Below are 18811 nucleotides of genomic sequence, written 5' to 3'. Positions count from 1 at the left end.
TCTGCCTCCAGTCAGGTGGGGGGTTGAACGTCGCTTGCTGCCTGCTGCCCAGGCTCGCGGTGGCGTTTCGCTGGATCAGGCGCCAGCGTGACTTTAGAGTCCTCCTGCGGCGCCTGCGTGACCTTGATTTAGATCAGCTCCCCCCACCTCAACCATCGGCCACAGGCGTCCACTGCCAATTCAGCACCTCGGGCATGTCTTGCCCGTGCTCGATGAGGTAGAGCTTGTGTTTTTCCATCGTCGACCAGTATCGCGACCGCGCGTTTTGCAGTTGATCATGCAGACGGGGAACTCGCTCGATGACGTCCAGCGCCAGTTGATAACGGTCCAGGTTATTGATCACGGCCATGTCGAACGGCGTCGTGGTCGCGCCCTCCTCCTTGAAGCCACGGACGTGGAAATTGTCATGATTAGTGCGTTTGTACAGCAGGCGGTGGATCAGCGCGGGGTACCCGTGGAAGGCGAAAATCACCGGTTTATCGACCGTAAACAGCTCATCAAACGCCGTGTCCGGCAAACCATGGGGATGCTGGAAGGAAGGCTGCAGCACCATCAGGTCGACCACATTGATCACCCTGACGCGCAAATCCGGAACGTACTCGCGCAACAAGGTGACTGCCGCCAGGGTTTCCAGGGTCGGCACGTCACCGGCGCAGGCCATCACCACGTCCGGGTCCTGATCATCCCGGCATGCCCAGTCCCAACGGCCGATCCCCGTCTGGCAATGTCGGATGGCCGCATCAATATCCAGCCACTGCCACTCCGGTTGTTTGCCGGCGACGATGACGTTGATGTAATTGCGGCTTTTCAGGCAGTGGTCAGCCACCGACAACAGGCAATTGGCATCGGGCGGCAGGTAGATCCGCACCACGTCTGACTTTTTATTCGCCACCAGATCGATGAACCCCGGATCCTGGTGGGAGAAGCCGTTATGGTCCTGACGCCAGACATGGGACGTCAGCAAGTAATTGAGCGAAGCAATGGGTTTGCGCCACGGCACTTCGGCAGCGGTTTTCAGCCATTTGGCATGCTGATTGACCATCGAATCGACGATATGGATGAACGCCTCGTAACAGGACAGCAAACCATGGCGACCTGTCAGCAAATAGCCTTCGAGCCAGCCCTCGCACACCTGCTCGCTGAGGATCTCCATGACCCGGCCATCGACCGACAGGTTCACATCGTCTGGTTCCAGCGGTTCCATCCAGGCTTTGGCGCTGACCTCGTAGACCGCATCCAGTCGGTTCGAGGCCGTTTCATCCGGGCCGAACAAACGAAAGTTTTTCGTTAACAGGTTGTTTTTCATCACATCGCGCAAAAACGTGCCCAGTACCCGCGTGGCCTCCGCGCGCCGGCTGCCAGGCTCCTCGAGTTTCACCGCATAGTCGGTGAACTGCGGCAGATCCAGCGCCCGCAACAGCAAGCCACCGTTGGCGTGGGGATTGGCACTCATGCGTCGGTGGCCGGTGGGAGCCAGTGCAGCGATTTCGGGCTGCAAGGCGCCATTGGCATCAAACAGTTCATCCGGGCGGTAGCTGTTGAGCCATTCCTCCAGTTGCCGCAGATGAATCGGCTGCTGGAAATCGGCCAGAGGCACCTGATGCGCACGCCAGGTGCCTTCGACGTGAAGGCCATCGACGAATTTCGGGCCGGTCCAGCCTTTGGGGGTGCGCAACACCAACATGGGCCAAAGCGGCCGTTCTGGCGCTCCGGATTGCCGAGTCTGGCGCGCCTCGCGCTGAATCTCACGGATTTTCAGCACCATCGTATCCAGCGTCCGGGCCAGGGCCTGATGCACCTGCGCCGGATCATCGCCCTCAACGAAATAAGGATCGTAGCCATAGCCATACATCAGGGCTGACAGTTCATCTTCACTGATTCTGGACAGCACCGTGGGGTTGGCGATTTTGTAGCCATTGAGGTGCAGGATCGGCAACACCGCCCCGTCACGTGCGGGGTTGAGGAACTTGTTGGAGTGCCAGCTGGCCGCCAGCGTACCGGTTTCCGCTTCGCCGTCTCCGATCACGCAAGCAACGATCAGCTCAGGGTTGTCGAAGGCGGCGCCGTAAGCGTGGGCCAGGCAATAACCCAGTTCGCCACCTTCATGGATCGAGCCCGGGATCTGTGCCGACACATGGCTGGAGATCCCGTACGGCCAGGAAAACTGCCGAAACAGACGAATCAGGCCGTTGGTATTGCGCTCCACCGACGGACGGAATTCGGTGTAGGTCCCCTCCAGATAGGTCTGCGCAACAACCGCAGGCCCACCGTGTCCGGGACCTGCGATAAAAAGCATGTTCAGGTCGTACTGGTTGATCAGGCGGTTAAGGTGGGTGTAGATCAGGTTAAGCCCCGGTGTTGTCCCCCAATGGCCCAGCAACCGAGGTTTGATGTGTGCCAGGGTCAGGGGCACCTTGAGCAAGGGGTTATCTTTGAGGTAGATCTGCCCGACAGCCAGGTAATTGGAAGCCCGCCAGTAGGCGTCCAGCCCTTCCAGTTGCTCATCATTCAGAAAATTACTCATGAAGTTCCCCGCCCATCGTCGGACCTGCCGATTGTCATGGGTCGATTCTGGGTGCCTGAAACGCTCAGGACTTGATTTACATCAAGTTTCAAAGTGGCGGCGCCAGTCAAGGTGCCGGAGGGCCCCCTGTATCTCGGCTCCCAATCCGCGCGGGGCATTCCCCATTCGTCGAATACCCCGCCATACCCCGCAATCAGATTCGCGTGTGGGGCACGACCACCTATGCTTAATTCACTCCACCCAGATGGCGTCGTTCCCCATGCCTGAAACCCGCCCACTTCAAATTCATCACCTAAAGGCAGCGTGCTCCAACTGCAGTGTGCTGGAGCTGTGTCTGCCAATCGGTTTGAGCGGCCCGGAAGTCGAACGCCTTGATACCCTGATCGTGCAACGATTCAAGGTAAAAAAGGGGACAGCGTTGTACCGCACGGGAGATCCCCTGCTTTCGCTTTACGCGGTCCGCATCGGCTCATTCAAGACCAGCATGCTGTCAGTGGATGGGCGTGAACAGGTCACTGGCTTTCACATTCCGGGCGAGATGCTCGGTCTGGATGCCATCAGTGCCGACGAACACGCCTGTAATGCGTTTGCCCTCGAGGACAGCGAAGTGTGTCCCATCCACTTTGCGCAGCTAGAGAAACTCGCCCAAAACCTGCCGTCCCTGCAGCACAACCTCAACAGGCTGCTGAGCCGTGAAATCGTGCGTGATCACTCCATGCTGATGCTGATGGGCAACATGAACTCGGATGAGCGGCTGGCAGCCTTTTTACTGAACCTGTCGCAGCGCTTCAGTATCCGTGGCTATTCATCCAGGGACTTCGTTCTGAAAATGCGCCGCGAAGAAATCGGCTCCTACCTGGGGTTGCGGCTGGAAACCATCTGCCGGGGCATTGCTCACCTTCGGGATCAAGGTTTGGTGGAAATCGCCGGCCGAGAGGTAAAGATCCTGGACCTGGAAGGGCTCAAGCAACTCGTCGCCGGTTGTCACCGTCCCCAGCGCTGACACTTGCACGTCTGGAGAAACATCATGCGTGCCATGGTGCTACAGGTTGCCGGCGAGCCCTTGCAACGGGAAGACCGCCCCATCCCGATACCCGCCGCCCACCAACTATTAATCAAAGTCCTGGCTTGCGGGGTCTGCCGCACCGATCTGCATCTGGTTGACGGGGAATTACCGCAAGCCATACTGCCGCGGGTGCCGGGTCATGAAATCGTCGGTGAAGTCACTGCAGTGGGCGCTGACGTCACGTCCGACTGGATCGGCAAGCGAGTGGGCGTACCGTGGCTTGGCTGGACGTGTGGTCAGTGTGCGTTCTGCACCTCAGGCCAGGAAAATCTTTGCGATAAGGCGCAATTCACCGGATGTCATCTGGACGGTGGTTACGCCGAATACACCGTCGCCGACAGGCGTTTCTGCTTCCCGATTCCCGACAGTCTCTCGGACATTCAAGCGGCACCGCTGCTGTGTGCCGGGCTGATCGGCTTTCGGGCGTTACAGATGGCCAAAGGAGCACGTCACCTGGGCCTTTATGGTTTCGGGGCGGCAGCGCATCTGGCAATCCAGGTGGCGCGAGGCCGAGGGCAGAAGGTGTATGCCTTCACTCGACCAGATGACCACGAAGGCCAGGACTATGCCCGATCCTTGGGTGCCGAGTGGGCGGGGGCATCGGATCAACCACCGCCGCACTTGCTCGATGCCAGCCTGATTTTTGCGCCTGTCGGTGCGCTGGTGCCGCTGGCCCTGGCCACGACCATCAAGGGCGGATGCGTGATATGCGCCGGTATTCACATGAGCGACATCCCGGCGTTCCCCTATCGTCTGCTGTGGGGCGAACGCAGCATTCGCTCAGTAGCCAACCTGACCCGCGACGACGGCACGGCATTTTTTCAGGAGCTGCAACACACGTCCGTGCATTGCGACGTCACCCGCTTTGCCCTGGACGATGCCAACCAGGCACTGGAATGCTTGCGGGCCGGTCAGTTCAATGGCGCCATCGTGCTCACACCTTGACGCCCTGCCGGACCGCCAGAATGCTGCCCGGCACCGAATACAGCGCCCGTTCGGTGTTACTGCCGATCAAGCGGTCAATCCCCACTCGGTGCACAGTGCCCATCACCACCACATCCGCCAGGTATTGCTCGACAAATTCACTGATCACCGGCACCGGCAGGCCCATCACGAAATGCCGCCGCTCAGGCGGCACGCCGTAGCGATCCGCCAGGGTGACAAACGCCAGGTGCAAGGATTCACGCAGTTCCTCGATGTAGTCCACACCCCAGCCCCCCCCGGACAGTGGCGCATCACCATTGAAGGCGGGCGACAAATCGTAGGCATATAACAGGTGCAACGGGGCGTCGCATTGCAGGGCCAGGGCATTGGCCGTCTGGATGATGGTGTCGTTCAGTCCGCTGATTTGAGTCGAGGGATCAAACGGGTCCACAGCGGCCACGACCCGGTGCGGCAAGCTGTAACGAACCTGATTGACCAGGTGCACGGGAACCGGGCATTCGCGCAGTAGATGACAATCGAGTGGAGTAATGAACACTCGCTTGAGCACCGGCTCCAGGATGACATCCTTGATCACCAGGTCGGGTTTGAGTTCTTCAACCGTTTTCAGGATATCCAGCAATGGATGGGTCGTGAAGATCACTTCCACCGTGACATCCAGCCCTTGGCCACCCAGCTGCTCCACCTCATCCGCCACCCAGCGACGATAGCGGCGCAAGTAGCGCTGGTACCCGGCGTCGTCCGTTTTCTCTTCCCACAAATGCACGATCGGCGCCGGCTCGACAAAGGCCCGCACATCCAGCGCCGCCCCGCTCACCTTGGCCAGCGCGACGGCGCGCAGCAAGGCGGGAGATTGATGCAGGGTTTGGTCGGCAATCAGCAGCAAACGATGAAATTGACCCATCACACACCTCCGCTCGACTCCGGTCGTTAAGCGCCGGTTGCTCCAAGACTGCGCTCGGCACCCTCCCTCCCGTTGATTTACATCAAACACACGTCAATCAGCGCCCCACATTACGGGCATCTGATCCAGATCAGGTTTGACCGCTGCCAACGGCGTAGAAAGGAATGAGCCGTGCGGTTCGTCACCGCGCGCACACTGTACAAACCGGATGGAGGATCTCCCCATGCTTACCGTCAAAGACCACAACGAACGGGCTGCAGCGGCTTACGCCGCGGTCCTCGGGCAATACTGGATCGAAGCGCTCAAGGACGGCCGGCATGTATTGATCCGGCCGCTGGCAGAAAAAGACCGCGACCGTGAATACGCGTTTATCAAGCGACTGTCGCCCGAATCCCGGCACATGCGTTTTCTCGCACAGATCAACGAGCCCGGCGCTGCGATGCTCGATCAGTTGATGGACACCGATAACAAAAAGCGCGTCGCCTACATCGCGCTGGTTCACGAAAACGGCCAATTGATCGAGATCGGTATCAGCCGTTACGCCGCCACCGATGAGCATGAATGTGAATGCGCCGTGACGGTCGCCGACGACTGGAAGCACCTGGGGCTGGGGACGTTGCTGATGGAGCATCTGATCAAGACGGCTCGCAAAAACGGCTTTCGCCAGATGTATTCGGTGGACGCCGCCAGCAATACATCAATGCGCGACCTGGCCCGGACACTGGGCTTCGATACACACAATGACCCCGATGACGCCCGTCAGGTGATTCACCGCCTCTGCTTGTAAACAAGCGCCCCACGATGTGCAGGCCAACGGCACATCGTGGGGCGCTTTGGCACTCAGGATTGCAACGCCCTGCCCGGTTTTATCGCCAGCACACTGCAGGGGGCCCGGTGCAAGAGCTGTTCGGCGGTAGTCCCCAACAATTTGTTCAACCCATAATGCTGCACCGTCCCCATGACAATGATGTCCGTATGATGCTCGGCGACAAAATCACAAATACTCGTCAGCGGTGACCCCTCGATGAAATGCCGATCCTGCGGTGGCACGCCATGTCGCTCGGCGATGGCTGCAAACGCTTCGTGCTGCGCCGCCCCCAGAGCTTCATAGATCCCCGTGGCCATGGGCAGTGCGCCAAAGCCAATGTCCTGGGCATAGATTGCCGTCCAGTCGTACACATGCACCAGATCAAGCCGGGCATCACACAGGGCGGCAAGCTTGGCGGCTGCGTCAATGATCTGGTCATTAAATACATGGTCCTGGTCTTCACTGCGCAAGACATCGATGATCGCCAGCACATTGCGGGGGCGTGGATGAACGGCATTGGTCACCAGATGCACCGGCGCCGGACAATCGCGCAGAAGCTGCCAATCCAGTGGCGTGAAAAACACGCGCTTCAATGCCGACTCTTCCTGGGCATCCTTGATAATCAGTACCAGTGGCATCTCGTTGACGTAGTGCAAAACCTCCTCATAAGGGTGCTGTACCCACACCACCTCACTGGTGACCTCCACGCCCTGTTGGCTCATCGACGCGGCTTGCTCCGCGAGCCATTGCCGATGGCTTTGCAGATAACCATCACGGGCGAGACTCATTTGCTCAGAGGCAAACAGACCGGCCACCGCCAAAGCTTGCAAATAATCGAACGCGACGATGTGCAACGGCAATTGCATGGCCAGTGCCAGCGCGGCGGCACGGTCGAAAGCCGGTGTACGGGTCATGGCTGGGGGGGCAATTAACAGTAAACGCTGAGTCTGCGACATGGGGCACCTCGGCACACGGCCATCAGGATAGAGATAACAGGCATCCAGATTGAGCGTTCCTGCCGCGGCTGACTTGATCTTGATCAACCGCCCCCCTTTCCCTTCGGCCTACCCTGAATTGGGGCTTAACGCATCAATGGCGGTATCGGAGGGGGCAATGATCGAATATGACCAGCAGTTGTTGGTAAGAGCATTGGACGCTGCGACAAATCCGGTATTGATCACCGAGCGCACGGGCTGCATCGTCTGGATCAATAAGGCGTTCTGCCTCTTGAGTGGCTATTCAAAGCCCGAGCTGGTCGGGAAAACCCCGCACCTGCTTTCTTCGGGACGACAAAGCACCACCTTTTATCGGGACCTGTGGCTGACGATCCTGGCGGGGCTGACCTGGCAGGGAGAGATGGTCGAGCGACGCAAGGACGGAGGTCATTGCACTGTCAATCAGGTCATCACCCCAGTGATTGACGATCAGGGGGTGGTGACGCACTTCATCGCCATTTTGCATAACTTCAAAGTGAGGGATGAGGAACGCGCGAATATGCAGCAACTGGCGTTTCACGACACCTTGACCGGGTTGCCTAACCGCAGATTGTTTCTGAATCTGCTTGAACAGGCGATGGAACACGCCACGACATTCCAACAGTCGCTGGCACTGATGTTTATCGATCTGGATCGCTTCAAGTCCATCAACGACACGTTGGGACACGGCTGTGGCGACAAGCTGCTGATAGCGGTTGCCGAACGCCTGGGCCGGTCCGTGCGCAGGTCCGATGTCGTCTCCCGCTTGAGCGGCGACGAGTTTGCGATTCTGATCACGGGTGTGGATCAACGGGACCAGATCGAGGCCTTGGCCAATAATCTGATTGCCGCGATTGATCAGCCATTCATGATCGATAAACATCATATAGAAACGCGCATTAGCGTCGGCATCAGCCTGTTTCCCGCTGATGGTGTCAGCGCCGAGGCATTGCTTGAGCAAGCCGACAACGCGATGTACCACGCCAAAAAAACCGGCGGCAATGCCTGTCGCTTCAGTGGCCTGACCCCGTCCTCTGATTAAACGTTCAAGACAACAAGTTGTCTGCCCACGGGTGAACAGCGCCAGGACTACTCAATGGTCGTCGCCAAATGGCTACCCCGTGCCTCCCGTATAAATACCTGTTGGGCAGCGGTGTCTGGCCATTTATGCGGCGCGTTGATCCGTGCCTTGAGTTGACCAACGAACGCCTGAGCTTCCTCTTGGCGGTTGAAGTTCACTTCCAGGTTATCCAGGTGCACGACCCAACAATGGGACGTCCGCTTTTCTGTAATTGCAATGATCATAAACACCTCCCGTCGACCTCGAGAATCACCCATCCGTCATCACGGTGTTATCGCAATCTCCAACACACCTGTCCCGCCGGTGTGCCAACAAATCATGGCCATGACGAATGCCCCCGGCCATGTCGTGCGATGGAGTCGGGCACTGACGCAAGACTGCACCTGGGTGGCGGAACGGAAATTGATAATGGTCAATACTTTGTGAAAGGCCGCCTGTGATTGACCGCGCGTCAGGCGCTGAAACCGGTCAACCGTCTCTTTGACAAAGATCAAACCCAACCCCCCTCTCCAGCAGCAGGATAAGAACCAGGCCTTACGGCCCAAACGCACGGTCGACATTGAGTGCAAGGGTTTCTGCGATGACCTACGGGAGAATTGTCATGTCTGAGCAATCACGTTTCATGCTGGTCGTTTCGCCGCTGATGGAAAACAGCCCCGCTTTCGACCGGGCCGCAGCATTGGCCAAGGCTGCGGGGGCCGCCTTGCATATCGTGGCGTTCGACTACCTGGAGGGACTGGCGACCGCCGGTCTGGTCAACGAACAAGCGCTGGAGCAGATGCGCCTGGGCTATGTCGAGCGTCATCGCCAATGGCTCGAAGACCAAGCCCGGCCCTTGCGTAAAATCGGCGTGCACGTCACCACGGAGGTGGTCTGGGTAGAAAAACCTCTGAAAGAAATCCTCATTCACCTCAAAGAACAGCCGATGGCGGTACTGATCAAGGCGCTGGAGCATGAATCGCTGCTGTCACGCCTGATGTTCACGCCACTGGATATCCATCTGCTGCGCGAATGCCCGGTGCCGCTGCATTTTGTCAGCAATGTGCAGCACGCGCTGCCGCGAAGAATCCTCGTCGCGGTCGACCCGTTCCATCGTGACGGTCAATACGCGGGTTTCAACGACAGGATTCTGCGCGAAGCCTCGAAACTGGCGAGCATCTGTAACGCTGAGCTCGATGTGATCTACGCCCATGACCTTTCCTCCATCAGCGCTAACGAATTCGGCTTTGATAATGCGTCGGCGTTTTTCTCTTCAGGCAAAGCCAAATCACTGTTCGATGCACAGGGCCAGACTTTCCGCGATCTGGCTGATCGCAATGGCATCCCGCCGGAGCGTCAGCACATGATCATGGGCGACCCGGCCAAGGTCCTCTCCAGTTATGCCGATGCTTATAGCATCGACGTCATCGTGATGGGCCGGGTCGGTCATCGTGGCATTGAGCGATTGGTCGGCAGTACGGTGGAACACCTGCTGTACAAAATGCCGTGCAGCGTGTGGGTCGTTTCGCCAGAGACGCTGGAGGACTGAGGCAGGGTTGTTGCCGCGTTTTAGGCTGGCACCGCTTGACGCCCAAGCGGTGCTGATCTTGAATCTTGTTTGCTGCCCTTTCCCCCCGACACGCCTGATACTGGCCAGCAGTCTGCAGCCAAACCCGCCGTCGGGCTTCGTCAACCGGCACCTGCTAGCCGGGAAAAAGGATTTGCCATGACTAATCTGGTGATTTGCTGCGACGGCACCTGGAACACCCCCGACCAACTCGACCAAGGCATCCCCGCCCCCACCAACGTGGTGCGGCTTTACAACGCCGTAGCTGACAACGCCAAGGGCGTAGCACAAACCACCTACTATCACCCCGGTGTCGGCACCAATGGCAGTTGGTGGGATAAAGCCGTCGGCGGCGGCACCGGTGCCGGCCTTGATGACAACATCATGAGCGCCTACCAGAAGCTCTGTTACTGCTACCAGCCCGGCGACAACATCTTCCTGTTCGGCTTCAGCCGCGGCGCTTACACGGTGCGCAGCCTTGCCGGGTTCATTGGCCGCTGCGGGCTGTTGCAGATCGTCGGGTTACCACCCGCCGAGGTCTGGACGCGCATCCAGACCCTGCTCACCTACGGCTACCGGCGTAAAACCGAGGAGCGCAAAGACTGGGATGCGCAAGGTTGGCAGTTCCACAACAAGGCTGGCAATTCGATCCCCATTCGTTTCATTGGGGTCTGGGACACCGTCGGTGCGCTGGGCATCCCCGACGACATGGCATTGCTCAATCTGCTCGACAATCGCGAACGCTACACCTTCCACGACACCACGCTGCACCCCTCGGTCAAGTACGCCCGCCACGCGTTGGCGATGGACGAACGCCGCGCCTCGTTCCAGCCGACGCTGTGGAGCAAGCCGCCGACGGGCACCGACCTCCAGCAAATCTGGTTCCCCGGCGTGCATTCAGACGTCGGCGGTGGCTACCAGAACTGCGGCCTGGCCAATGGCGCGCTGAAGTGGATGATTGATGAGGCGAGCGCGGCCGGACTGATTTTTGACCCCAATATTGTCAAGCAGATCAAGCCAGACCTCTACGACACCCTGCACGACTCCTGTGATGGCGTGTTCACTGTGCTGCCGACTCAACCCCGCAGCGTGGCCGACATGAGCACACAACAGACGTTGTTCCACACATCAGCACTGGACCGGCAGAAAGTCCCCCCCATCACCCAATCGCCCTACCGCAAAGCACGCTTGCTGGCACCGCCTAACCCGCTGGTACTGGACATCTCCGCCCGCCAGCCGTGGAACGAAACCGGCCTGTGGCTCAACGCTGGCACCACGTACACCTTTAGCGCCAGCGGTGAGTGGCTGGACGCCTCGATCGTTTGCGACCCGGCCGGGCCAGTGAGCAAGCATTTTCAACCCAGCGAACTGGCCTACGTGGCCGGCGCGGCATTGGGCAAACTGGAAACCTGGTACAGCAAGCTGTTCAACAACAGCGACGCAAACTTTTACTTCACCCGCCGCCACGAGAATTACCCTTGGTTCAGTCTCGTCGGCGCAATCGCCAACAGCGAGGGTGTCGACGCCAAAGGCGTCCTGTTGAAACCGGAAACCTTCCTCATCGGCCACGGCTGCACGTACACGCCGAAGCGCTCGGGGTATCTCTATGCCTATGCCAATGACGCGTGGAATTGCTATGGGAATAACAAGGGGCATGTGGCGTTGACGATTCAGTAATCCATGGCTGATCACCGGGTTATTGCGAGGAGGTGAAATGCATGAAGCCCCGCCCCCTCAGAGGGGACGGGGCTTCTGACTGCACACCCTGCTGAAACAACGAATAACCTGTGGCAAGTTCCTTCGTCACAAAACAGCGGTCACACAGCTGGCTCAATCTTATCCAGCACTCCATTCGCCGTGATCTCTGCCACCATGATGCTGTTGGAAATGCCCAGCAGCGCGTAGCGCGCCTCCCCCTCCAGATGATCCACCAAGTGGTGGACCATCACATCAAGCGAAGCCAGTGTCTCGACCAAAAAAACCGCCAGGGTTTCGGCTGTGGCTTTCGGGTCCACGGAAAATAGCGTGCTGCGTGTTCGCGGGGTGGCTTTGATGTCGGCGTTCGACGGGAAGTGGACGTTGAGGGCGCGTTCGGCGGCCTCGTTGAGCTTTTTTGAATCGGGTTCGTACGGGGACACTGGATCGGTGTCTGGTGGATTGGGGGTTACCTTGAACATGGTGAAACTCCTAGAGAAATGGAGCTGCCACGATTCGCTGCGAAACGAAAAATAAGGTGGCAACTGTACGCGGGTTCGCAGACCAGGACTCTAGGAACCCGGCAGACCCGAAGGTCTCCCACGCACAGCCGCCATGACATGACATGAGGGACAGACCTGACGAAGCATCTGTTCATGGACGTAGACGTTGTGCGTCTAGAGATTACCCGGGCTGCGAAACCCGATCACTGATGGGCAGTGACACGAGTCAAGTTACCGAGAGGCCCAAAAGCGCACAAGCCGGCGGATTCTGGCGTACCCGTAGGCAAAGGCACAAGGTTTTGTAGCTTTCAGGACGTAACCTTGAGGGTGCTTAAACATAAGCTCTCAAGTGTTGTTGAATGGGCTGACACGTACTTCCTACGGAGGGTGAAAGAGGTAGCAATGTTGTCTCTTGAATCAATCGGTAATCGGCCAAAAGCAGTCGGTCGAGAAAGATCCAGAAAAGCGGGTTGCGCGACTTTGCCATTTGCCAGCTTGGGCATGCCTGAGCGCAGCCAAACTGGCTGCCGTATGCCTATCGACCGAAGCCTGCTGAGGGTCGGCCAAGGTGTCCTTATAAAGATAACGACGGGCGTGCCGATACTGCAAAAGTACTCCAAGTCACTGCACGCTGTTGTTGGCGATGAGCAAGGAACACAAAATGATGTCTACTCGTCAGAACGCACTCAAAGCATCAGACGTGACCCTTTGCGGTCTGGTGTGCCTGGCTGGGGTCGCCGTCACGTTCTTGGTGCTGATTCTGTTCGTAGGGTCAGAGAAACGTACCGTTAGCGTTGCTTTTCAACTGGAGGTCGACGAAAGATTCAGTCGCCTGCAACGACGCTTTAATACTCAGGTCTTGAAACTAGACGTTGTAAGGCGTTTCTTTATCAACGCCGACGATGTCACTGAAAAGGAGTTTCTGGGATTCGTTACGCCTCTAGTGGAAGAGGACGAAGCCTATAGCTGGGTACCAAGGATTCTCGAGAAGGATCTCCAAGCGTTTCGCGCCAAGGCGCTTCTCAATGGCACCCGTGATTTTTCATACCATGAAATTAATCCCGTCACCGGCGAAAAAGTCCCCCTCGCCAGCCGGCCTGAACACTGGATATTGCTCTACTTATTGAAGCGCGACGACGTAAAGATAATACCGGGCATGGATGTTCTGGCTCGCCCCGGTCGCCAAGCCTTGATGAGCAAGGCACGAGAAACACGTCAAATAGTTGTGTCGGAACCGTTGAAAATGACCAATGGGCAGTCGGGGATTTTCTTTGTCGCACCTGTATTCCAGGAGTCCCCTGAGGTTCCATTGAACGATGATAATTTGCAGGGGTTCGTTGTCTCCACCGTACGCTTGGCTTCGTTGATGGAACAAGGCATTCCATTACCAAGTCTGCAACGACTGAACGTGACACTTTCATTGATCGACACACAGCATCAAGGGGAAAACATTTATCAGAGCATTGCCCCTGCGGCCCCTTCAGCGCTGTACGCGCAGCGGCTACTGAAAGTAGCCGACCAAAATTACTTGATCCAGTTTAGACCCAGCCCAACATTTCTGGTCGCCAACAGCTACGCACTGTCCATCAGCCTAATTATCGTGTTCGGAGCTGGGTTGACGCTGCTGCTGACCTTGATGGTGTACTTGCTGATTACGCAGCGCGCCCGCGCCCTCTCGCTGGTTGATGAACGCACGAAAGACTTGCGGTTGTTGAACATTACCGATCACCTGACCGGAGTCTATAACCGCCGATACTTCGAAGAGTTGATGGAGCGCCTGCTCATCGAGGCTAACGTGCAATACCGCCCTCTGTCGCTGATCATGTTTGACGTCGATCACTTCAAACACATCAACGACCGCTGGGGCCATCAGTGTGGTGATAACGTTTTGAAGTCGTTGTGCACACGAATACGTTCGGCAACACGCAAAACCGATCTGTTGTGCAGAACAGGCGGAGAAGAGTTTGCATTGATCTGCCCGGATAGCCAACTGAACGATACAAGGCTACTGGCAGAAAAGCTTCGAGCTCTAATAAGCAACCTGCCATTTGATGATATTGGACAGGCGACGTGTAGCTTCGGCGTTGCCACGTGGATTCCATCAGAATCGTTTGACGCCTTCATTCGGCGCGCTGATACCGCGATGTACAGTGCTAAATCAAGTGGTAGAGATCAAGTCCAACTTGCCGATATGTAGCAGGTCGGCTACCCGGATGTCACGGCGCAAAAGCCAAAACTCGACAGCTTCGCAGCCGCGCTCTGCGTTCAGGTCATCGTCCCATTGTCCAGCACCCCCCCTGGTAATGACCGGCAGAAGACGACCCAAATCAGTCCTTCGGGGAAGGGCTGAAATCGGCCGATTTCTGTTGAAAACAATCGGATTCTCAGCTCGCCTGAACTCAAGCATGATCACCGCCAGAGAGCCTACTCACCACTTGAGTGATTTCTCAGCTCTTCGTTGATCTTTGCTGCTCTGCTATTGGGTTAGTTTGAGTTTTTTTGCTTAGTGCAGGCGCACCTATCCCGTAACCGGTGGCCCTTGAGATGTAAATTTGGCCAGCCGGCGACATGAACTCATCGGTCGCGCCACTCATGCCACGTAGTCGCAAGCGATCCAATTTCAGGAAGCGCTTGAGGTGGGCAAACAACCGATCATTGTCTGGGTGCTCTCGACTTCTGCGGTTCGATGAGCCGGTGTGGGCTTCACCTCCAAATCGTCTACCTTGCTGGTGACACCGTAACGTATGGGCAGGTGGCGGGCATCCTCGAACGTGTCCCGGGACGTCCATTCAAACGTAACGTCTGGATGGTTGCGCACTTGATCCGGGAACTGGAAAAAGCCCCCACTCATCACATCAAAAAGTACCGCGCAGTGTTCGCACAAGGCAAAGGTGTGGCTTGCTCCCTGCGGCATACCAAACTATCGGGTATTTATCCGCGCAGTAAACCTCACGCCCCTTACCTCCCCGCTAATCACTCCTGCTTATATAAGTACACGGGCACATGAAGTAACTCGTTTCATATTTGAAACAAATCCGCCATGTTCCCGCGTTCGGCGTTACTGAACCAAGCATCCTCCCTTTCGCAGTTTCCCTGTAATACACATCAAATGTGCAATTTCGTGCCACACAGGAAACCTTGTTTCATATATGAAACGTGCGTGAAATGAGAAATTCAACGTAACTTCATAATAAGAAAGGTTTTTTTAAGAAAAAACCAACTGGGCAACTCAGTGGCATTGTTCATGCAATAAACACCGTATCACCTATAAAACAGACCAGAGACCCTTCCCAATGGCTGTGAACGAGATGTACGCCATCGCCCCTCAATGGAATAAACCCGCTCCCAAGGAAGATCTGGAGCCCATCGAAATTGAATTTCGCAATGTCGGCAAATGTTTCCCGGCCAAAGGAAAGTCCGAAGCGCCGTTTGCCATTCGCGACGTCAATTTCAAGATTCGCCGCGGTGAAGTGGTGTCGATCATCGGCCCTTCCGGTTGCGGCAAAAGCACCATTCTGAACATGGGCTCCGGCCTCTATCGACCTTCCGAAGGCGAAGTGTTTGTCGGCGGTGAAGCGGTGACAGGTCCGGTTCGCCAAGTTGCTTTCATGCTGCAAAAAGACCTGCTGATGCCATGGCGCAGCATTCGTCGCAATGTCGAACTGGGCCTGGAAATTCAAGGTGTACCGGCCGCTAAGCGTCAGGCCGTGGCCAAAGATCTGCTCGATCGTTGCCACCTGCAAGGCTTTGCCGACCACTACCCGTTCCAGCTGTCGGGCGGCATGCGGCAGCGTGCAGCCCTGGCTCGTACCTTGGCCATCGACCCGCAAGTGCTGTTCCTCGACGAGCCGTTCTCGGCCCTGGATGCGCAGACCAAGATGATCCTGCAGCAGGACATGGCGCGGATGCTGTTCGACGAAAAGAAAACCGCCCTGTTCATTACCCATGACCTGATCGAAGCCATCGCCATGTCCGACCGGTTGCTGGTCATGAGTGCCCGCCCGGGCACCATCATCGAAGAAATCAACGTCGACCTGCCGTTTCGCGACAACCCGCTGGAGCGCCGCAAGCTGCCGGAGATCGGTCCGCTGGCCGGTCGCCTGATGGAATTGCTGAAAGTCGGCGAAGACACCGAACTGCATTGATCAACGCCCTTGCGGCCATCAACCGATTCAGGAGTACGCATGTTCAAGTCTCTGTTTCAACGCTTCAGCCAGGCCAGCGGCATTGCGCTCGGCCTGGGCATGGCCTTCGCCGCGCAGGCGCAGCCCACCGACGTGACCTACTTGTTGCCGGCGCCGCCGAACTCGCCGGCGTTCGCCCCGTGGATCATTGCCCAGCAAAAGGGTTACTACGCCGCGCAGAATCTGAACATGACCTTCATCGCGGCCAAGGGCGGTGTGGACGTGGCGAAGCAGATCGGTGCCGGTAACGCCATGCTCGGCGGTGCCCTGGGTGATACCCCGATTGTGGTGCGGGCCAACGGTATTCCGGTGCGCTCCGTCGCCGTGCTGGGCGCCGGCGGTGTAACTATGATTGCCACCAACGCCGCCGAAAATATCAACTCGATCACTGACCTCAAGGGCAAGACCATGACGGTGATGTCCTACTCGGACACCACCTATTACGCCTTGCTCGCCTCCCTTCGAAAAGCAGGCCTGAGCAAAACCGACGTGAACATCCAGGCTGCCGGCCCGTCGGGCGTCTGGCAGTTATTCTCGGCTGACAAAGCCCAGGCGATGGCGGGCGTACCGGACTGGGTGGTCAACGCCGAAGAAGCCGGTGTGAAGATCAAACTGATCCCGCAATCGCAAATTTTCGAAAGCATGGCCCAGGCAATTCTCGCGTCGGACGACGCCATCAAGACGCACCCGGAAATTGTTCGCGGCGTGGTCCAGGCCACCCTGCAAGGCATGCGCGACATCATCCAGGACCCGCACGCCGCGGCACTCACCTTCGCCAAAGCTGTCCCCGCCTACGCCGGCAAAGAAGATTCGCTGGAGAAGGTCTTCAAGCTTTACGTCGAACACGTCTACGCCAACCAAACCGTACTGGGTCGCATCGATCCGGCGCGGCTGGAAGCGGTCCGCACGTTCTATGTCAGCGAAGGCATCGTCAACCAGGAACCGAAGCTCGACGACCTGTACACCAATCAGTTCATCGACACCCAAACAGCTGCGCAATAACGGCGAGTGACAACAAGGTAACGACACGATGAAAAACCTCAATAACTCCATGCTCGGCAGCGTTGCCCTGCTGATCCTGTTCCTGGTGCTCTGGCAATGGGGCCCGGGACTGCTCGGCATGCCCGAATTCGTCATGCCGCACCTGAGCCGCGTGGCCCAGGAAAGTGTGGTGATGTGGCAAACCGGCGGTCTGCTGCAACATACCTTGATCACCGCATTCGAGATCATCGTCGGCTTCGGCCTGGGCGCTCTGCTCGGTGTGGCGATCGGTGTTTCGCTCGGGCTCTCGCCCGCTGCCGAAGCCATGCTGTCGCCATACATTTTGGCCCTGCAAATCGCCCCCAAAGTCGCCTTCGCCCCGCTGTTCGTGATGTGGCTGGGCTACACGATTTACCCGAAGATCCTGATTGCCATCCTGATTGTGTTCTTCCCGGTGATGATCAACGTGCTGTCGGCCATCCGCACCGTTGACCCGGACATGATCAACCTGGTCCGGACCATGAACGCCAGTCGCTGGCAGATCTTCCGCCTGGTGGAGTTCCCATCGGCCATGGCCGCGCTGTTCTCGGGCTTGCGCATTGCCTCCACCCTGGCTGTGATCGGCGTCACCGTCGGTGAGCTGGTCGGCGGCAACCAGGGCTTGGGATTCCTGCTGGTCGATGCCGAAGGTCAGGGCAACACCGCGGGCGTATTCGTCGCCATTGTGATGCTCACGCTGATCGGTGTGCTCTCTTACGGCGCGGTGGTCTGGGCCGAGAAACGCGTTCTGCATTACATGCCCAAAGCCATGCTGAGTACCCAATGATGACGGCCCTCAATCGTTTGCTCGAAGGCCGCCGGATCCTGGTCACCGGGGGCGCCCGCGGATTGGGTTATGCCTTTGCCCAGGCCATCGGCCGCGCCGGTGCCCACGTGGTGATCGCCGACATTCTTGCCGAGCGCGTCCAGCAATCGGCCACTGAACTCGTCGCCGAAGGCCTGACCGTGCATGGCGTGACAGTTGATCTGGCGCAACCCGATTCGATCGATGCCTGCGTGGCTGAAGCCACCCGCTTGCTCGGCGGCCTCGACGGCCTGGTGAACAACGCTTCAATCACCAATTCCGGCGGCAAGACCTGCGAAGAGCTGAGCCTCGAGACCTGGGATCAGGTCATGCAAGTCAACGTGCGCGGCACCTGGCTGATGACCAAGGCGTGTCTGCCGGCCCTGCGCGCCAGCGGTCATGGCGCCATCGTCAACCTGGCGTCGGACACGCCGCTGTGGGGTGCGCCCAACCTGCTGGCCTATGTCGCCAGCAAGGGCGCAATCATCGCGATGACCCGCAGCCTGGCCCGCGAACTGGGCACCGACAACATCACGGTCAACGCCATCGCGCCGGGCCTGGTGCTGGTCGAAGCGACCGCCTACGTGCCCGAAGCACGTCACCGTTTGTACAACGATCACCGGGCCATTCAACGCCCACAACTTCCCGAAGACGTCAGCGGCGCCGTGTTGTTCGCGCTGTCCGACCTCGCCCGTTTCATCACTGGACAAACCTTGCCGGTCAACGGCGGGTTCGTCATGCCTTGACTTGATCTGGAGA

16 protein-coding genes and 1 pseudogene are annotated in these 18811 nt (G+C 57.9%); 12 read left to right on the top strand and 5 right to left on the bottom strand.

All coding sequences use genetic code 11. The annotated features are described in order from the left end of the window. Positions 1-148: 148 nt before the first annotated feature. Positions 149-2524 (bottom strand): phosphoketolase, encoded by a 2376-nt coding sequence (locus D882_RS0112650; RefSeq protein WP_027923595.1) that lies wholly within the window; start codon positions 2522-2524, stop codon positions 149-151. Between the two features lie 259 nt (positions 2525-2783). On the opposite strand from D882_RS0112650, the gene fnr reads away from it, so the two are divergent. Beyond that, complete coding sequence (gene fnr / locus D882_RS0112645; protein WP_027923594.1) at positions 2784-3527, top strand: fumarate/nitrate reduction transcriptional regulator Fnr; 744 nt, start codon at positions 2784-2786, stop codon at positions 3525-3527. A 24-nt stretch (positions 3528-3551) separates the two neighbouring features. Then, the gene (locus D882_RS0112640; protein ID WP_027923593.1) at positions 3552-4535 is read left to right on the top strand and encodes a zinc-dependent alcohol dehydrogenase family protein; all 984 of its coding nucleotides are present in this window, start codon (positions 3552-3554) and stop codon (positions 4533-4535) included. Here D882_RS0112640 and D882_RS0112635 read toward each other — a convergent pair. Then, on the bottom strand, positions 4525-5436 hold the full coding sequence (locus D882_RS0112635; protein WP_027923592.1) for a universal stress protein: 912 nt from the start codon (positions 5434-5436) through the stop codon (positions 4525-4527). The genes D882_RS0112640 and D882_RS0112635 overlap by 11 nt on opposite strands. 223 nt (positions 5437-5659) lie before the next feature. Here D882_RS0112635 and D882_RS0112630 point away from each other — a divergent pair, with 223 nt between their 5' ends. After that, the gene (locus D882_RS0112630; RefSeq protein WP_027923591.1) at positions 5660-6223 is read left to right on the top strand and encodes a GNAT family N-acetyltransferase; all 564 of its coding nucleotides are present in this window, start codon (positions 5660-5662) and stop codon (positions 6221-6223) included. A 53-nt stretch (positions 6224-6276) separates the two neighbouring features. Here the strand turns inward: D882_RS0112630 and D882_RS0112625 are convergent, their stop codons facing one another. Next, entirely contained in the window at positions 6277-7200 is a 924-nt protein-coding gene (locus D882_RS0112625) for a universal stress protein (RefSeq protein ID WP_027923590.1), read from the bottom strand. A gap of 73 nt (positions 7201-7273) precedes the next feature. Between D882_RS0112625 and D882_RS0112620 the strand changes: the two genes are divergently transcribed. Beyond that, positions 7274-8260, top strand: coding sequence for a diguanylate cyclase domain-containing protein (locus D882_RS0112620; protein WP_256218391.1), 987 nt, complete (start codon positions 7274-7276; stop codon positions 8258-8260). Between the two features lie 47 nt (positions 8261-8307). On the opposite strand, the gene D882_RS0112615 is transcribed toward D882_RS0112620, so the two are convergent. Continuing rightward, positions 8308-8523, bottom strand: a complete 216-nt coding sequence (locus D882_RS0112615) for a hypothetical protein (protein ID WP_027923588.1) — start codon at positions 8521-8523, stop codon at positions 8308-8310. Between the two features lie 377 nt (positions 8524-8900). On the opposite strand from D882_RS0112615, the gene D882_RS0112605 reads away from it, so the two are divergent. Continuing rightward, positions 8901-9827, top strand: coding sequence for a universal stress protein (locus tag D882_RS0112605; protein ID WP_027923586.1), 927 nt, complete (start codon positions 8901-8903; stop codon positions 9825-9827). Positions 9828-10004: 177 nt separating this feature from the next. Next, complete coding sequence (locus tag D882_RS0112600; protein ID WP_027923585.1) at positions 10005-11522, top strand: DUF2235 domain-containing protein; 1518 nt, start codon at positions 10005-10007, stop codon at positions 11520-11522. Positions 11523-11662: 140 nt separating this feature from the next. Here the strand turns inward: D882_RS0112600 and D882_RS0112595 are convergent, their stop codons facing one another. Beyond that, the gene (locus tag D882_RS0112595; RefSeq protein WP_027923584.1) at positions 11663-12022 is read right to left on the bottom strand and encodes a DUF6124 family protein; all 360 of its coding nucleotides are present in this window, start codon (positions 12020-12022) and stop codon (positions 11663-11665) included. Positions 12023-12707: 685 nt separating this feature from the next. On the opposite strand from D882_RS0112595, the gene D882_RS0112590 reads away from it, so the two are divergent. The 6 genes and pseudogenes from D882_RS0112590 to D882_RS0112565 all read left to right on the top strand — a co-directional run bounded on the left by D882_RS0112590 (position 12708) and on the right by D882_RS0112565 (position 18798). Continuing rightward, positions 12708-14240, top strand: a complete 1533-nt coding sequence (locus D882_RS0112590) for a diguanylate cyclase (protein WP_256218388.1) — start codon at positions 12708-12710, stop codon at positions 14238-14240. A 513-nt stretch (positions 14241-14753) separates the two neighbouring features. Next, positions 14754-14942: pseudogene (locus D882_RS1000000133165) on the top strand (aromatic alcohol reductase); the annotation flags it as partial. 409 nt (positions 14943-15351) lie between these two features. Then, positions 15352-16188 carry an ABC transporter ATP-binding protein gene (locus D882_RS0112580; protein ID WP_050590200.1) on the top strand — a complete coding sequence of 279 codons (837 nt, stop codon included), beginning with the start codon at positions 15352-15354 and terminating at the stop codon, positions 16186-16188. A gap of 39 nt (positions 16189-16227) precedes the next feature. Further along, positions 16228-17229 (top strand): ABC transporter substrate-binding protein, encoded by a 1002-nt coding sequence (locus D882_RS0112575; RefSeq protein WP_027923580.1) that lies wholly within the window; start codon positions 16228-16230, stop codon positions 17227-17229. 28 nt (positions 17230-17257) lie between these two features. Continuing rightward, complete coding sequence (locus D882_RS0112570; protein WP_027923579.1) at positions 17258-18034, top strand: ABC transporter permease; 777 nt, start codon at positions 17258-17260, stop codon at positions 18032-18034. Continuing rightward, positions 18031-18798 carry an SDR family oxidoreductase gene (locus D882_RS0112565; protein ID WP_172825941.1) on the top strand — a complete coding sequence of 256 codons (768 nt, stop codon included), beginning with the start codon at positions 18031-18033 and terminating at the stop codon, positions 18796-18798. Before D882_RS0112570 ends, D882_RS0112565 begins: the two co-directional genes overlap by 4 nt. Positions 18799-18811: the final 13 nt, after the last annotated feature.

Source organism: Pseudomonas sp. URMO17WK12:I12 (assembly GCF_000514395.1).
Lineage (GTDB): Bacteria > Pseudomonadota > Gammaproteobacteria > Pseudomonadales > Pseudomonadaceae > Aquipseudomonas > Aquipseudomonas mucoides.
Note: the sequence above shows the minus strand (reverse complement) of the source record. Positions and strands in the feature narration are given on the sequence as shown.

Bases quoted from the DNA above. Each gene is read 5' to 3' on its own strand.
- D882_RS0112650 (WP_027923595.1), bottom strand. From the start codon at position 2,524: ATGAGTAATTTTCTGAATGATGAGCAACTGGAAGGGCTGGACGCCTAC.
- fnr (WP_027923594.1), top strand. From the start codon at position 2,784: ATGCCTGAAACCCGCCCACTTCAAATTCATCACCTAAAGGCAGCGTGC.
- D882_RS0112640 (WP_027923593.1), top strand. From the start codon at position 3,552: ATGCGTGCCATGGTGCTACAGGTTGCCGGCGAGCCCTTGCAACGGGAA.
- D882_RS0112635 (WP_027923592.1), bottom strand. From the start codon at position 5,436: ATGGGTCAATTTCATCGTTTGCTGCTGATTGCCGACCAAACCCTGCAT.
- D882_RS0112630 (WP_027923591.1), top strand. From the start codon at position 5,660: ATGCTTACCGTCAAAGACCACAACGAACGGGCTGCAGCGGCTTACGCC.
- D882_RS0112625 (WP_027923590.1), bottom strand. From the start codon at position 7,200: ATGTCGCAGACTCAGCGTTTACTGTTAATTGCCCCCCCAGCCATGACC.
- D882_RS0112615 (WP_027923588.1), bottom strand. From the start codon at position 8,523: ATGATCATTGCAATTACAGAAAAGCGGACGTCCCATTGTTGGGTCGTG.
- D882_RS0112605 (WP_027923586.1), top strand. From the start codon at position 8,901: ATGTCTGAGCAATCACGTTTCATGCTGGTCGTTTCGCCGCTGATGGAA.
- D882_RS0112600 (WP_027923585.1), top strand. From the start codon at position 10,005: ATGACTAATCTGGTGATTTGCTGCGACGGCACCTGGAACACCCCCGAC.
- D882_RS0112595 (WP_027923584.1), bottom strand. From the start codon at position 12,022: ATGTTCAAGGTAACCCCCAATCCACCAGACACCGATCCAGTGTCCCCG.
- D882_RS0112590 (WP_256218388.1), top strand. From the start codon at position 12,708: ATGTCTACTCGTCAGAACGCACTCAAAGCATCAGACGTGACCCTTTGC.
- D882_RS0112580 (WP_050590200.1), top strand. From the start codon at position 15,352: ATGTACGCCATCGCCCCTCAATGGAATAAACCCGCTCCCAAGGAAGAT.
- D882_RS0112575 (WP_027923580.1), top strand. From the start codon at position 16,228: ATGTTCAAGTCTCTGTTTCAACGCTTCAGCCAGGCCAGCGGCATTGCG.
- D882_RS0112570 (WP_027923579.1), top strand. From the start codon at position 17,258: ATGAAAAACCTCAATAACTCCATGCTCGGCAGCGTTGCCCTGCTGATC.
- D882_RS0112565 (WP_172825941.1), top strand. From the start codon at position 18,031: ATGATGACGGCCCTCAATCGTTTGCTCGAAGGCCGCCGGATCCTGGTC.